Annotated in this window: 15 protein-coding genes and 2 pseudogenes; 8 read left to right on the top strand and 9 right to left on the bottom strand. The window is 57.2% G+C overall.

The genetic code is table 11. The features are described 5' to 3' along the window. Window positions 1-21 precede the first annotated feature (21 nt). Entirely contained in the window at window positions 22-1,479 is a 1,458-nt protein-coding gene (locus AC13CN_RS14785) for an aminoacyl-histidine dipeptidase (RefSeq protein WP_089675073.1), read from the top strand. 106 nt (window positions 1,480-1,585) lie between these two features. On the opposite strand, the gene AC13CN_RS14780 is transcribed toward AC13CN_RS14785, so the two are convergent. Together AC13CN_RS14780 and AC13CN_RS14775 are read right to left on the bottom strand one after the other, a co-directional pair. Next, a complete protein-coding gene (locus AC13CN_RS14780; protein ID WP_058577861.1) occupies window positions 1,586-2,062 on the bottom strand; it encodes a Dps family protein in 477 nt (158 codons plus the stop codon). A gap of 246 nt (window positions 2,063-2,308) precedes the next feature. Beyond that, complete coding sequence (locus AC13CN_RS14775) at window positions 2,309-3,442, bottom strand: glycerate kinase (RefSeq protein ID WP_089675075.1); 1,134 nt, start codon at window positions 3,440-3,442, stop codon at window positions 2,309-2,311. Window positions 3,443-3,559: 117 nt separating this feature from the next. Here AC13CN_RS14775 and AC13CN_RS14770 point away from each other — a divergent pair, with 117 nt between their 5' ends. Genes AC13CN_RS14770 through AC13CN_RS14755 form a run of 4 tightly spaced genes read left to right on the top strand, consistent with a single transcriptional unit; the run spans window position 3,560 to window position 6,228 of the window. Continuing rightward, window positions 3,560-4,135 carry a hypothetical protein gene (locus AC13CN_RS14770; RefSeq protein WP_054641561.1) on the top strand — a complete coding sequence of 192 codons (576 nt, stop codon included), beginning with the start codon at window positions 3,560-3,562 and terminating at the stop codon, window positions 4,133-4,135. Continuing rightward, window positions 4,132-4,506, top strand: a complete 375-nt coding sequence (locus AC13CN_RS14765; RefSeq protein WP_044630148.1) for a hypothetical protein — start codon at window positions 4,132-4,134, stop codon at window positions 4,504-4,506. The genes AC13CN_RS14770 and AC13CN_RS14765 overlap by 4 nt, the downstream gene beginning before the upstream one ends. 44 nt (window positions 4,507-4,550) lie before the next feature. Continuing rightward, window positions 4,551-5,177 (top strand): DUF1007 family protein, encoded by a 627-nt coding sequence (locus AC13CN_RS14760; protein ID WP_058577865.1) that lies wholly within the window; start codon window positions 4,551-4,553, stop codon window positions 5,175-5,177. A gap of 58 nt (window positions 5,178-5,235) precedes the next feature. Continuing rightward, window positions 5,236-6,228: a nickel/cobalt transporter gene (locus AC13CN_RS14755; RefSeq protein WP_044630149.1), complete on the top strand. Its 993-nt coding sequence runs from the start codon at window positions 5,236-5,238 to the stop codon at window positions 6,226-6,228. A gap of 2 nt (window positions 6,229-6,230) precedes the next feature. On the opposite strand, the gene AC13CN_RS14750 is transcribed toward AC13CN_RS14755, so the two are convergent. Continuing rightward, entirely contained in the window at window positions 6,231-6,650 is a 420-nt protein-coding gene (locus AC13CN_RS14750; RefSeq protein ID WP_044630150.1) for an HIT family protein, read from the bottom strand. 166 nt (window positions 6,651-6,816) lie between these two features. On the opposite strand from AC13CN_RS14750, the pseudogene AC13CN_RS14745 reads away from it, so the two are divergent. Both AC13CN_RS14745 and AC13CN_RS14740 read left to right on the top strand, forming a co-directional pair. Then, a pseudogene (locus AC13CN_RS14745) lies at window positions 6,817-6,947 on the top strand (entericidin A/B family lipoprotein). A gap of 118 nt (window positions 6,948-7,065) precedes the next feature. Continuing rightward, window positions 7,066-7,404 (top strand): I78 family peptidase inhibitor, encoded by a 339-nt coding sequence (locus tag AC13CN_RS14740; RefSeq protein ID WP_172514877.1) that lies wholly within the window; start codon window positions 7,066-7,068, stop codon window positions 7,402-7,404. Between the two features lie 96 nt (window positions 7,405-7,500). Here the strand turns inward: AC13CN_RS14740 and AC13CN_RS14735 are convergent, their stop codons facing one another. The 5 genes from AC13CN_RS14735 to AC13CN_RS14715 all read right to left on the bottom strand — a co-directional run bounded on the left by AC13CN_RS14735 (window position 7,501) and on the right by AC13CN_RS14715 (window position 12,820). Then, window positions 7,501-8,505, bottom strand: coding sequence for an ion transporter (locus AC13CN_RS14735; RefSeq protein WP_483053226.1), 1,005 nt, complete (start codon window positions 8,503-8,505; stop codon window positions 7,501-7,503). Between the two features lie 33 nt (window positions 8,506-8,538). Continuing rightward, a complete protein-coding gene (locus AC13CN_RS14730) occupies window positions 8,539-9,084 on the bottom strand; it encodes an acyl-CoA thioesterase (protein WP_089675809.1) in 546 nt (181 codons plus the stop codon). 77 nt (window positions 9,085-9,161) lie between these two features. After that, window positions 9,162-10,472: a short-chain fatty acid transporter gene (locus AC13CN_RS14725; protein ID WP_273682638.1), complete on the bottom strand. Its 1,311-nt coding sequence runs from the start codon at window positions 10,470-10,472 to the stop codon at window positions 9,162-9,164. A gap of 166 nt (window positions 10,473-10,638) precedes the next feature. Continuing rightward, on the bottom strand, window positions 10,639-11,778 hold the full coding sequence (locus tag AC13CN_RS14720) for an MATE family efflux transporter (protein WP_483053225.1): 1,140 nt from the start codon (window positions 11,776-11,778) through the stop codon (window positions 10,639-10,641). 163 nt (window positions 11,779-11,941) lie between these two features. Further along, window positions 11,942-12,820, bottom strand: coding sequence for a DMT family transporter (locus AC13CN_RS14715; protein ID WP_483053224.1), 879 nt, complete (start codon window positions 12,818-12,820; stop codon window positions 11,942-11,944). Window positions 12,821-12,861: 41 nt separating this feature from the next. Here AC13CN_RS14715 and AC13CN_RS14710 point away from each other — a divergent pair. Further along, a pseudogene (locus tag AC13CN_RS14710) lies at window positions 12,862-13,157 on the top strand (HsdM family class I SAM-dependent methyltransferase). A 178-nt stretch (window positions 13,158-13,335) separates the two neighbouring features. Here AC13CN_RS14710 and AC13CN_RS14705 read toward each other — a convergent pair. After that, window positions 13,336-14,637 carry a DEAD/DEAH box helicase gene (locus AC13CN_RS14705; RefSeq protein ID WP_483053223.1) on the bottom strand — a complete coding sequence of 434 codons (1,302 nt, stop codon included), beginning with the start codon at window positions 14,635-14,637 and terminating at the stop codon, window positions 13,336-13,338. Window positions 14,638-14,818: the final 181 nt, after the last annotated feature.

Here is a 14,818-nt window from a genome sequence, read left to right as displayed (position 1 = left end):
TATCGATAATGAAGAGTTTCCATGAACGCACATCTAGCAGCGCTCGAACCACGCCTTGTATGGCAGCACTTTCGCACCCTGTGTAACACGCCACGCCCCTCCGGCCATGAAGCCGCTTTGGTGGCGACGTTAGAAGCCTGGGCCGATGCTCAGGGGCTCACCCACGACCGGGATGCCTTTGGCAACCTGCGCATTCGCAAGCCCGCAACGCCCGGCTGTGAAGACGCTCCCGGTATCGTGCTGCAGGGGCACCTGGATATGGTGGCCCAGGCCAACTCGGGGCATGAGCACGACTTTACCCGTGACCCCATTCGCACCGTGGTCAAAGAGGGATGGCTTTACGCTGAAGGCACCACTCTAGGGGCGGATAATGGCATGGGCGTGGCGGCCATTTTGGCCGTACTGGAAGACCCCGAGCTGACCCATGGCCCGCTGGAAGCGCTGTTCACCCTGGAGGAAGAGACCTCCATGGGCGGTGCGCTGAACCTTGCTGAAAATTGGTTGGAAGGCTCGCTGCTGCTCAACTTGGATAGCGAAGACCGTGGCGAGGTGTATATCGGCTGTGCGGGCGGCGCGGATGTGGTGGTTGACGCTCAACTGCCCAGCGCTGCCCTGCAGGAGGGCGAGCAACTCCTTTCTCTCTCGCTCACCGGCCTGAAAGGCGGCCACTCGGGCATGGATATCCATAAGCCTTTGGGAAACGCTAACCGCCTGCTGGTGCGCGTGCTGTGGGCACTGGAGGCCTTCGGTGCCCGCCTGGTGAGCTACCAGGGCGGCACGCTGCGCAACGCCATTCCCCGTGAAGCCTTTGCCCAGGTAGCACTGCCCGCCGATGATATGGACGCCGCCCTGGCGGCCGTTGAGAAGCTGGCCGTGACCCTCAAAGCCGAGCTGGGCAGTGGCGATAGCGGCTTGGTATTGACCGCCACCCGTGCCGAACAGGCCGACGCTGAGCCGCTGACCCTGGACGCTAGCGCCATGCTGCTGGCCGCGCTACATGCCGCCCCGTGTGGCGTCGAGCGCATGAGCGCCGACGTGCCAGGCGTAGTCGAAACCTCCAACAACCTGGGCGTGTTAAGCGTCGAGCAGGGGCGTTTCCACCTCTGCGCCCTGGTGCGTTCGTTGCACGATAGCGCTGCCCAAGCGATGGCCGAGCGCTTTCAGGCGCTGTTTGGGCTAATGGGCGCACGGGTGAAAGTCGAAAACGGCTACCCCGGCTGGGCACCCAACCCGGATAGCCCGCTACTGGCCACCTTCAAGGCGCGCCACGCGGCGCTGATGGGTCACGAGCCCGAGGTGAAAGTGATCCATGCAGGGCTAGAGTGCGGTATTTTGGGCAGCAAATACCCGCACTTGGACATGATTTCCTTTGGCCCGCTGATTCGCGGCGCGCACTCGCCGGATGAGCGGGTGGAGATCGAATCCGTGGCGGAGTTCTGGGCCATGCTGCGCGATCTGGTAGCGGCGCTGGCGAAGTAACGCCATGCTAAAGTAGCAAAAGAGCAATAAAAACGGCACCGCGAAGGTGCCGTTTTTATTAGGGACGAAGAGCCGCAGCGTTATTAATCGCGGCTGTTCACCGAACTTACTTGCCTAGATAGGCGTTGAGCATCCACACGGTTTTTTCCTGCTCGCGGATGTAGTCGCCCGCCTGGGCGGCGGTGCCTTCGTCGTCGGCGTCAGACGCTAGCGCCAGCAGTTCGCGCTGCAGTTCGATCAGCGTTTGATAGCCTGCCAGAACGCCTTGCACGCAGGTCTTGCCATCGTGGACATCTTTGTCTTCTTGGATGCGCGACAGCTTCACGTAATCGCTGTAGGCGTGTACCGGCTTATGCCCCAGGGTGAGAATACGCTCGGCCACTTCATCTACTTTGGTCAGCAGGTCAGTGTAGAACTCTTCAAACTTGGCATGCAGCTCAAAGAAGTCGTTGCCCTTCACGTTCCAGTGGTAGCCACGCACATTCATGTAAAAAATCTGATAGTTGGCCAGCAGGTGATTGAGTTTCTCGGCTAACTGGCTGGCGCTGCCTTCGTGTAGGCCAATGCTGTTCATATTATCCATTTGTGCTCCTCCATGGTTGGAGCCGCGCTGAAAAAGTACGGCCATCAAATCGTTTGATCTAGCTTAAGGCGCTGTGCTTGTGATGCAAAACAGGTTTTTTGCATCGCAGCTATAGCGCCCTACCATTAGAGCGGTGAGCTGGCGACGGCTGACTCATCGCTGATGGATAAAGAAGTGTAGGCGCAGGCGCGTCATTTCAAGGGGCTTATCTTCAAGGCTCGCTCCACGACCCGCTCAAAGTCGCGCTCAGCGGCTTGCAAGCCACAGGCGTGCGATGCTTTCGCAACGGTCTGCCAGAAGCTCTGCCGTGCGGGGTAGCGCCTGTTCTAATGTCATTAGGCCATCGGCTAGCGCAAAGGCGGCGGTAACGCCTTCTTCCGTGCAGGCTTGCCAGCCATCGCCTAGGCTACCCGCGAGCACAATCACCGGCTTGCCCTGGCGCTTAGCGGCGCGTGAGACACCAATCGGCGTTTTGCCCGCTAAGCTCTGGCCATCTAGGCGGCCCTCGCCGGTAATCACTAAATCTGCATCGTTCAGTAATTGGGCAAAATTCGCCTGCTGCATGATCATTTCAATGCCTGGCGTTAGCGTCGCGTTCAAAAAGCAGTGCGCCGCAAACCCCATGCCGCCTGCCGCTCCCGCTCCTGGCAGCTCTCGGTCGTCTCGGCCCAGCGCCTTGGCGGTGAGGTCGGCAAAGTGGCCGAGTGCGCGGTCTAGCGTTGCCACATCGGCGTCTGTCGCGCCCTTTTGTGGGCCGAAGACGGCACTGGCACCGCGTTCGCCTAGCAGTGGGTTATCCACATCCACGGCGGCCTCTACGCGTAATTCGGCCAAGCGCGGGTCTAACGTCGAAAGATCCAGGGTCGCAAGCTGCTGGAGTGCGCCGCCGCCTGGAGGCAGCGGCTGGCCCTGGGCATCCAGTAGCGTAGCCCCCAATGCTTGCAGCATTCCTGCGCCCGCATCGTTGGTGGCGCTTCCGCCGAGCAGCAGCAGGGCATGGGTGGCGCCTGCATCTAGGGCAGCGAGAAACAGCTCGCCCACGCCGAAGGTGGTGGTATGCAGGGCGCTGCGCTCTGCGTGGGTCAGGTGCTGCAGGCCGCTGGCTTCTGCCAGCTCGATAAACGCGGTACGCTGCTCGCTTAGCCAGCCCCAGGCGGCTTGGCGTGGCCGCCCAAGGGCGTCTTGCACCGTGAGCGTACGGCGCTCGGCATGGGTGGCGGCAATTAAGGCATCAAGGCTGCCTTCGCCGCCATCCGCCAGGGGGCAGAGCTGTGTGATGGCGTTGGGCGCTGCCCGTTGAATACCTTGTGCCATGGCCTTGGCGGCCTCTTCGGCATCCAAGGCGTCCTTAAAACTGTCAGGGCAAAGCAGTACTTTCATCGCACAACCTCCTTAAAACGTTGTCTCAGCGTGTTGTCGTTCTTTTTAATGTCTGTTGGCGAGCTTAGCGCGCTGCTTGGTGGCACACCAGCCACGAAGGTAGCGAGAGGATTTATCATGAAGGCCATACCCCTTAGCATTACCTGCCTGTTGGCACTGGCGGGTTGTCAGACGGTTCCTGACCGGCTGCCCCAAGCGGAGCCTGCGCCAGCGGCGGCTTGTTACTTTCCCACCGACCCTCCCACCGACCAGTCTGCACCGGATGAAACGCTGAGCGTTTTGACGGCAAGCATCGATGTGCTGGAAGCCTGGGGGTTTTCGTTGGAGACCACTGATACGGAGCTTGGGCTAGTGAGTGCCTCCCGGGAGCGCGAGCTGATCGGCTACTATGACCGCTATGACTACGACTATGGCTACGGCAGCGGCTTCCGCCTGTTTGGCGGGTTTGGTATTGGTCGCGGCGTAGGGATTGGCGTGGGTGGCTCTTTCGGCCCAGGGTTTGGCCAGCAGCCCGTTGAGGTAGAGCGGGTATCGCTGCTTGCCCGCGATGGCCATCTGCGCATTTCAAGGGACATTCGCCGCTTTGACCACCTGGGCGACCTGCGAGAGTCCTATAGCGCCAGTAACGATGATTTCTGTGGCCGTTTCCAGGACGCTTTTTCGTCATCCGTCACACCGCAGGGGGCATCATGACACCATTCCGCCATACCTCATGGGTAGCGCTCACGCTATGCGCCACGCTGTGGCTGGCAGGCTGTGCCACCACGCAACCCCTTGAACCGCGCGAGCTGCGCTATAGCGCGCCAATGGAGCAAACCTTCCGCGAGGCGGTGGCACTGATGATGGAGCAGGGCTATGTGATACGCCACGCTGACTTGACCTTAGGGCGCGCCGAGGCAAGCCTGGCACGCTGGCCGGAGTATCGCATCCAACTACAAGTAAGCGATGCACAAGGAGGCAGCTTAGTGAGCGTGTCAGCACTGCGCGGTAGCCAGCCGATACCGCCTTATGTGCTAGATCCCTGGCTCGTGGAGTTACAGCGCAAATTAGGAGAATTACCGTGATAAGAGCATGGCCACGGGTATCGGTTCGGCGCACCTGTCAGGCGTTGGTGGCAGGCAGCCTGTTGGCTAGCCATTTAGCCATGGCGCACCCCCATGGCTGGATCGATATGAGCGTGCGGGTCATTACCAACGACGACGGTGCAGTCACCGGGCTTCATCAAACGTGGCGAATGGACCCCTTTTATAGCTTGGTCGTCATGGAGGAGTTGCAGCAGGTACCAGGCACGAGCCTGGAGCAGGGGCTGGATCAGTTGGGCAGTGAGATTCGCAATAACTTGACTCCTCAGCACTACTTTACCGAGGTGCGGATCGGCGACAAGCCGCAGACGTTTGGCGAGGTCACCGAGTACACCGCACTGGAGCGGGACGGCCGTTTAACGTTTATGTTTATTTTACCGCTGACCTCACCCCAGCCTTTGAGCGGTCAGGTGCTGGAGTATCAAGTCTTTGACCCCACGTACTACATCGAGATGGTACATGAGGAAGAGGGCGACGAGCCCTCTCCTCAGGCGCTGATTCTCAACGGCGAACCCGATTGCACGCTAAGCGTGCTACCCGCCGACCCCGATCCGGAGAAGGTGTTGCAGGCGTCACTACTAGACGTGGACGAGGAAGGCGAACCGGGATTAGGCCGCCACTTTGCGGAAACAGGGCGGGTGGATTGCCGCTAGCGGCCTACTGGCTGGTCATGTATAAAGTGTTACTTTATATCTTTTGTGCGGAGGGGGAATGCCGTTAACGGGACGACAGTTGGCCACTGGTGCCCTGGTGCTATTAGGCGTGGCGCTGCTGGTGTGGGCGGTACAGGCGAACTTACAGGGTGCCAGCCTGCAGCTACTTACGTGGCAGCGAGAACTACACCGCAGCCTGACCCTGGCGATTACCGAGTTGTCACGAACGCCTTCCACCGGCACGTGGCTAACGCTGCTTGGCGTGAGCTTCGCCTACGGCGTGTTTCATGCCGCAGGGCCTGGGCATGGTAAAGCAGTATTGGCCACCTATTTGGCGTCTCATGGCGGTGCGACTCGCCGGGCGCTAGGGCTCTCGTTTGCTGCCTCGCTACTGCAGGGCGTGACGGCCATTGCGATGGTGGCGATATTGGTACACGGGCTGGGCTGGGTGACGCGTCAAGCCATGGGCAGCGTGGTATGGGTGGAACAGGCCAGCTTTTTTCTGGTAGCGCTATTAGGGGCTTGGCTCTGCTGGCGGGCGGTGAAGCAGCTACGCCATGCCTATGCCGTGCAGAGTGAGCCGGTCATGGAGCACGTACATGCGCATGATCACAGCCACGACCACAGCCACTGCTGTGGCGGTGCCCATCATATTGAACCCGAGCAGGCGTTGGATTGGCGTACGGCCTTGATGACCGTCGGGGCGATTGGTATGCGCCCCTGCAGCGGAGCGATCTTGATGCTAGGTGCCGCAAGCCTTTTGGGCCAATTTTACGTGGGGGTCGCGTCGGTGGTGGCGATGTCGCTGGGCACGGGCATTACCGTATCGATACTGGCCCTGGCGAGTATTGTAGCCCGAGGGTGGGCCACCAAGCGGCTACACAAGCAGAGCCAGCAACGGGTCGAGAAAGCGGCGGGCTGGGCGGCACTCACCGGTGGGGCCGTGATTATTGCGCTGGGAATTTCCTTAGCGCTGGCCGGTGCGGCGCAGCCTGCCAGCGGCCCGTTACTCAACGAGCCGCCCGCGCGTGGCTCAATGCTGGGCGGTTGAGCTTAAAGCGACAGCCCCTCAATTTGCGCTAGCAGCTGTTCCCGTCGCTCCCCCTGCTGGGCGAGCTCATAAGGCTTGGGAGTGCCGTTGCCCCACACCGGCGCGGGCCAGCTGGCGTCATCGGTATAGCGCACCACTAAATGGATATGTAGCTGGCTGACCACGTTGCCCAGCGTGGCGATATTGAGCTTGTCGCCCTGGAAGGCCTCTTTCATGGCCGCTCCCAGTTGAGTGGCCTCCTGCCAGAGCTGCGCTTGCTCCTCTTGACTGAGTTCAAACACTTCGCTGACCGATGCTACTCTGGGCACTAGCACCACCCAAGGGTAGCGAGCATCGTTCATCAGCAGAGCGCGGCAAAGCGGTAGGTCGGCGAGGGGAAAGGTATCGGCCTCTAAGCGTGGATCGATTTCAAAGGTTGCCAAACGGAGTGCTCCTAAGCCAAACGGTTAGACTAGCATCATAGCAGGCAACGGTTATGTCAGGGAAAACAGGCGAAATGATTAAAACCTGTTACGCTGAAAACACTCCCAGGCGGTAAGGCTGCCGCCGGAGCTTCCCGATGTTGAATGACTTGTTAAGGAGAACACCATGAAAAAACTACTGGCGACTAGCTTTATCTGCTCATCACTGCGGGTGCTCTAGCGGGCTGCAACACCATTGCAGGGGCAGGACAAGACGTTGAAGAGGGCGGCCAAGCAGTACAGGACGCCGCGAGTTAAGGTTCGGTCTAACGGTTTATTGTACAATGTGCGGGCTAGGCAGCAATGCCTGGCCCGCACTGCTATCGAGACAGGGATTTGTGGAGGAAGGTAAACAATGACGCCAGGAAAGCTTTGGATGACCACCACTCAGCGCCATATAAAAGGTCTGGGCAGTGCGCTGGCCGTGATGCTGCTAGCCGGGTGTAGCAGCGCGCCCAATGAGTCCGCTGCGCCTAAGCCGCCGACGGTTGATCAAACCGCGCCAACTAGCCAAGCATGCGATGCCAGCGCCGTGCAGTATGCCATTGGTGCGCCCTTTGATGAGGCCAACGTGGCGACTCTAGAAGAGCAGAGTGGCGCTCGTCAGGTGCGTGTGCTGCGCCCCGGCACTGCCGCGACCATGGATTTCCGTGACGACCGGCTCAATATTCATCTGGAAAGCAACGACATGATTGAGGCGCTGCGCTGCGGCTAACGCAAAATCAGCCATACGCAGGCGGCGCTTACGCGTGCGCTGTCCATTGTGCGCGCGAGCCTAGAGCAGCCGCCCCTGGCAACCGCAACGGTCTAGCTAGTCGTAGCGGTCTTTCCAGCCTTGGTGGCGTACCTGCTCTTTAAGCATTTCGAGTACGTCGTAAAGCACTTGCTCGGTCACTTTTGCGCTGGAGTCGTCGACGGTTAGCCAGCTGTCAAAGCCATTTTCAGCCGTGCGCTCCACGAGCTGGCGGAAGGCGGGGGAGTGCATGCCCTGGGCCATTTCATCCACCAAACGCTGGGCCACGTTGCTAATGGATGCCTGCATCGCACTGGACGCGGTTTGCCCCATGGGTAAACGGTGCAGCCGTCGAATTTCCGGGCTCTCCCGCAGCGTGCGGCTCACCAGGTCATCGATGGCCGCCATAATGGCGGGGCGATTTTGCTGATAGGCTCGGCCTGCCGTGGCCTCTAAGCGCTCGGCAATTTCATGGATCAGCTGGGTTTTACGCGGCATGATCACCCGCTCGATGACGCGCTCGGTGAGCGAGTCGCTGGCCACGATCTGCTCCTGAACATTGCCCAGCAGGCGTAGCGCAATACGGTCAGAGAGTTCTTCCAGCAGAATATCGTAGTACTTAGCGAAGAACTGATAGATCGTCCAGTGGGTGACGTTAATCAAGCGCAGCCGATGCAAACGGTGCAGGAGCGCTATAACGCGAAACACGCGCAGCCAACGGAACCCGCTGAGCGGAATGCAGCCCAGCACGTCGTACCAGTGTACGAAGGGATAGAAAAACCAGCGGTGATAGCGCCGCTCGGCAATCGCCACGGCCCAGCCCAGTAGAACATCGGCAATAAAGAAGCTGACAAAGACCAGGTCAATGGCAATAAATCGGCTGTGAATCGCCGTATCGTAAAAACGGTGAAAACCAGGCGCGATAGCGGCAATCGCTTGGTTGATCGGGCCAATCAGAAACAGTGAGTCAAACAGCAGCAGGCTAAGGTTAATAATAACGGCGGCGAGGATCAGCAGATCCCAGCCGATGTGCGCATACTCAACGGCCTTGGGCAGGTGGGGATAGCGCTGCCTGATGGGCATGATGACTCCTTGTCGTTGAAAGTAGAGCAGCGCTTAGCGCTGCTGGTGATGCTGCTGGGTCAGCTCCTCTTCGCGCTCTGCCTGCTTACGCAGCTTCTTGCGCAGCGCCGCCTTTTCGAAGCGCAGCTTCTGTAGCGGGGTCTCCAACGCCAGGGGCGGCACCCGGGCAGGTTTGCCGTTGGCGTCCACGGCTACCATGGTGAGGTAACAGCTATTGGTATGGCGAATCAGCTTCTGGCGAATATCCTCGGCCACTACCTTAATGCCAATTTCCATGGAGGAGCGCCCCACATGGTTCACGCTGGCGAGAAACGTCACCAGCTCGCCCACATGGATTGGCTGTTTGAACAGCACTTGATCCACCGATAGCGTCACCACATAGTGGCCGGAGTAGCGGCTGGCGCAGGCGTAGGCGACTTCATCGAGCTTTTTAAGAATAGCACCGCCGTGCACTTTACCGCTGAAGTTCGCCATATCCGGCGTCATCAAGACCGTCATGGAGAGCTCGTGCTGGCCCGGTAAGGCGCTGTGTTCAAGGCTCTGGTCTGAGGCGTTGGGTACAGCAGAGGCGTCGGACATAAAAGTCACCTTACGATTAAAAATGCCCGCCCCCAGGCGATACCACAGGGGCGGGCGTTGACATCGTGCTTAGCTGCTTAGAACCACACTAAGCCCACGGAAATGATAATACCGGTAATCAACAGCTGGATCAGGCAGAAGCCCATGATGTCCTTAGCTTTCAAGCCGGCAATCGCCAGTACTGGCAGTGCCCAGAAAGGTTGCAGCAGGTTAGTCCAGGCGTCTCCCCAGGCCACCGCCATGGCCACGCGGGCAATATCGGCCCCCAGCGCTTCTGCGGCAGGCAGCATGACCGGCGCTTGTACCGCCCACTGACCACCGCCGGAAGGCACGAACAGGTTCACGATACCGGCGCTAATGAACGACCAGAACGGCAGCGAGTTAGCGGTTGCAAACGAGACCAGCCATTCGGACATGCTCTGTGCAAGGCCCGACTGCACCATGATCGCCATAATGCCCGCATAGAAGGGGAACTGAATCACGATACCCGCGCCGCCTTTAATGGCCTCGTTCAGGCTAGTGAGCAGGTTACGGGGCGTGCGGTGCAGCACGATCGCCAGGAACAGGAACATGAAATTCACCACGTTCAGGTTCAGGCCGCCGCCGCGCAGAATGAAGTGGTCGAGCAGGAACAGCAGGCCAGGTACACCTACCAGCAGGGCCAGCGGCATGCTGTTTTCGAGCTTTTCGGCAGGTCGCGTGATGCGGCCTACGGGCTCTGGCTCGTCGTCTAGCAGTTTGGGATCGACGTACACGCTGTCTTTTTCATCGGGCAGCATCATACGGTTGACCAGCGGTACGGCGATAAAGAGACACACCACAATGGCCAAGTTGAAGAAGGCGAAAATGGTCGAACCCGTGCCAATGACACCGATCTGATCGGCAGAGAAGTGGCCTTCGGTGGCAATCGTCAGCGGCACCGAACCGGCCAAGCCGCCGTGCCACACCACGAAGCCCGAGTAGGCGCTGGCCACCAACAGGCGGTAATCGACCTTGATCAGCCGGGCCAGCTCTTTGGCGAACAGAGCACCGACCACCAGGCCAAAGCCCCAGTTGATCCAGCTAGCGGCTAAAGAGACCAGCGTGACGAGAATAATCGCGCCGCCGGGCGACTTCGCAGTACCGGCAATTTTTTGCAGAATGCGTTTCACGGGCGGAGAGCTTGCCAGCATGAAGCCGGTGACCAGCACGAGCAGCATCTGCATCGAGAAGGTCAGTAAGCCCCAGAAACCGTCGCCCCACATACGCAGCACGGCCAAGGGTGTTTGGCGCTCTACCGCGATGGCGGCGACGGCAGCAATCAGGGTTAGCAGGAGAACGAAGATGTACGGGTCTGGTAAATAACGCTCGACCAGCTTAACTGCTGGTTTTGATATGAGTTTTAGCATGGAGTGCTCACTTTATTCGTTATTAGGAAGTGCGCGGCTAATATACGGCGGTGCGGCACAATTTTCACCCCTCAACGGCCAATGCGCAGAGTGCTTAGCTTCTACACATAACGTTACGTTAGCGCAGTTTGCTAGCCCTGCCCGTTGTGGCGTTCAACGCTGCTAATCAAAGGTGAGAAACGCTGGATGACGGCCGCCAGCGGGTCAGCCGGTAGTGCCGATAATAGCCAATGAGCACGGCCGAGCGGGTGAGCATAAAAAGTGTGAAGGCTAGCCAGAGGCCGTGATTGCCCAGCCCCTGGCATAGCCACCAGCTAGGCAGGTAGACCGCGAGGCCCGCAAAAATGCTGTTGCGCATCTCGCGTACCGCCGTGGTGCCGATAAACACGCCGTCAAGCAGGTAGCTCCAGACGGCAATCAGCGGCATGACCACCATCCACGGCAAATAGCTGGCGGCGGTGGCGCGCACGTCGCTCAGTCCAGTCAGTAGGGCGATCAGTTGATTACCACCCAGGGCAAAAAGCAGCGCCGCCGCAGCGGATGTCCAGAAAGAGAACTGTGCCGTGGCCCGCACCGTGGCGGCAAACTCTCGCCAATCGCGACGCCCGTAAGCGCGCCCTACTAGCGACTCAGCCGCGTGGGCAAAGCCATCCAGCGCGTAGCTGGTCAGCATAATAAATTGCAGCAGCACGGCATTGGCGGCGAGCACGGTATCGCCCTGACGGGCGCCTTGCGCTGTAAAAAACGCCATGGCAAATAGTAGTCCAAGCGTTCGCACAAACAGGTTCGCATTAACACTAAATAACGCCGAATAGGCCTGCAGTGCCAATAGGCGCTGGCGTTGAAAGTGGCCTTCAAGATGCCCCAGCTGGCGCAGCACCAAGTAGCCACCGAACAGCAGCGCGCTGTAGTCAGCGAGCACGCTAGCCAGCGCTACGCCGTTACTGGTCATCCCTAAGTCCACCACGAACCATAGGTCAAGCACGATATTGACGCTGTTGGTCAGTACTAGAATCATCAGCGTGACGCGGGAGTTCTGCTGCCCTAAAAACCACCCCAAAATGGCGTAGTTGGCCAGTACGGCAGGGGCAGACCAGAGGCGAATCTCGGCATACTCGCGGGCCAGCGGCGTGGCCTGTACGCTGCCATCTAGTAGCCATAGGCCAAGCGAGATGAGCGGTGTGCCAAACACGATTAATAGTGTGCCGATGACACCTGCCATGATCAGCGACTGGCCTAGCAAGTTGCGCACGTCACTAGGCGACTCGCGCCCTATGGCCTGGGCGACCAGTCCGGTGGTGCCCATACAGGCACACTAAGGTTGGAAAGATTGACACTTCTTATGGATGCCCCGAATTCTCTAGGTTTTTGGGTGTCAGGTGTTTATTTTCTTTGACAGCATAAATTGGGTGTTATATTTGACACATTGACAAGGTTATTGCGGAAATTTGTCAAATAAATGAGGTTGCCTAGCGCTTGCAGAGGGTGTTTAAAAGTGCCCCGGAAATGATGAGCACGCCTCCAGCAATCGTCCATACAGTAGGGACTTCAGAAAAGATGCTCCAGCCCAGTATTGCGGAGAAAACGACCTGGACATAGGCGTAGGCTGTTACCTTGCCAGCCTGTTCTGCAGCCATCGCTTTAGTTAGTCCAATTTGACCGACCTGTGTGAATATGCCAACCAAAATGAGCAAGGCCAGTTCTTCCAAGCTGGGTGTTACAAAGCTGTCACCTAAGAGTACGACCGAAACAGGAAAGGCAATCAAAGGGAAGTAAAATATGATTACACTAGAATCATCAGTTCGACTCAGTTGCCGCACCATCACATAGGCCAATGCACTGCCCAAGGCGCCAATTAAGGCTGCTAAGATGCTAAGAGGGGGGGTGCCTGTGAGTAGCCCGTCTCGAAGGTTGGGCTGCATCATTGCGATCACACCAACGATACTCATGCCAATACAAAGCACCGTCGCGATCTGAATACGCTCCTTAAGGAACCATAAGGCAATCAAGGCGGTAAACGCAGGGTACGTATATTGTAGAACTGTGGCTTCTGCTAATGATAGCGTGGATACTGCGTAATACACGCATATAAGAGTGAGTGCACCGACCGTACCCCTAGCAATTAGCAAGGGTTTGTTGTTGCCCCAGACAGACAAGCGTTTGCGCTTTATGTCCAAGTAGCTCAACACAAGAGAGATGACAGCTCGGAACGCAACGATTTCGAGTACTGGAATGCCGCGATCTGCAGCACTTTTGACACATGCAGTCATTAGCGCGAAGCCGAGTGCTGACAGCAGCATGTAACGAGCGCCAGTTGAGAGATGCACTAAAGAGGTTTCCTTGATCATATCCGTTTTTGTTGGCGAATACTAAATGAAGCGCAGATGCTTTGCTATGCAACCCCAATCTGCTGGTTGAATACGGCGGTTTGAAGCACTTCGATATTGTGGTAGCTAATCCGCCGTTCTCGTTGGAGAAGTGGGGTGTTGAGGGCGCCGAGAGCGACCCTTATGCCCGGTTCCGCCGTGGCTTGCTGCCCAATACCAAGGTGATTACGTCTTCATTCTGTACATGATCGAGACGATGAAGCCCAAGACGGGCCGCATGGCGGTTGTCGTGCCCCGTGGCGTGCTGTTCCGTGGCTCTAGCGAAGGCAGGAGTGAGTGCTTCGATCATTTGAGCTGACTCGGAGATAGCCGATCGTTGCCATTGAGCTGCATCCTCAATTTTGGATCATAAGGTGGGTTTTTTTTGAACCTAGGCCATAACCAAAAGAGACACTTATGACCTATTTGAATTCAAAGATAATAGAAGGGGGTCAAAAGGTACACTTTTTGACCCATAAATCTTGCAGAGGCTGAGTCTATATAAGAGACAAAAGATGCTGGCGGTAATATTCTGAGAAGCTTAGCGTTAGTAATGGAGGCTCAAGAGACAGCATCTCACGCTCATTAATGTTTTTTGTAGATAACGGTTGGCCATTGTCTGCAGCTGACCCACTCTCATCAGTGCCGTGCATATGACTGGAACGCGCTTTCTCTAATCGTAGGTTTAGCTTTTGGTTTTGAAGCATTGCCTGGTCTTCGGGAAGATCGTCAGCAATTCGCTGCGAATATTTGCGCAGTAGCGGCTCGGCGATCACATAGAGCCACGCTTTATCATCTGAGTCGCCCATTTTGCGTAAAATACGGCCTAAAACCTGCCTGTAATGCAGCTCCGTGCGAATCCTGCTTAGGTACGCACATACGCATAATCGTTGAATATCTGTTCCTTCGGAAATCATGCTTACCGCAACAATCCAGCGCGTACTGTTATATCGGTATTGGTCAATTAGCTGATGCGCCTTCGGTATTCGGCTAGTCACCACTACATAGCTTTGACCTTTGTGGCGCAAAAGCTCGGCGATCTGATGGGCATGCTCAATGTCAGTAGCCACTACTAGACCGCCAGCATTAGGCACACTGTTCCGTTCTTGGTTAAGTCGGTCAATGCTTAGGTCTAGCACCGCATTCAGGATATCGTCGTGTCGCAACAGGTCTTCGTAGCTGATTGGCGATTCACTGAGCAACTGTTGAAATGAGGAAAACGCTTTTACCGATGCTGTACTCTCGTCCTCTTCGGTCAAGCGGATCAATGGGTTATCGATAAGCGTAATTCGTGGCGAGCGACATACGGCGTCTTTAATAGCGGATTTCAGGTCATAACGGTAATCGCAGATGAGCTTGCCTTCTGGATCGCTGTAGCGAGCTAATGCGATAGGTAATTCATCTGAACGCCAAGGCGTTCCTGACAACCCTAATGTGTAGGTAGCCGCATTTTGGATACGCTGAATTATCTGCTGGCCCCACGTGTTGCTGAGGAGCGGATCATGGCCTGCACAGTGATGTATCTCATCAAAAATGGCCAAGGTGCGATATTCTGTGAATAACGCCCAAAAATCCTCAGGGTGATATTCCATAGATTGGTAGGTATAGGCAGCCCCTACCGACGCAAGCGTATCGCCAAACCGCTGATTCAATACAACAGTAAAGGTGCGCTGGATGCCAGCCACCACTTCTCTGGTAGGTGCAAAGCAGATAACAAAATCAATATGTTCTTCTTCAAGGAGCCATCGTGTAATTTCAGCTGCCAGTAGAGTTTTACCGCTCGCAGGTGTTGCTTGCACGAAAAAGTCGCTATGAATTAAGTAGTGAACCTTCGCTAGCTGAGTTATTGTCAAATTCTGTGTATGGCCGGTCAGGCGGCAGTCCTGTCTGACTGATCGGTCAAGGGTTCGCCGTCCTTGAACTGGACGTTGTTCACGACCAGCTCCAGCTTGTTGAACCCCTTGATCCGCTTCCAGCGCT

The organism is Vreelandella sp. L-25, assembly GCF_056857535.1.
The sequence above is the reverse complement of the archived record's forward strand: the minus strand, read 5'-3'. Positions and strand labels throughout refer to the sequence as shown.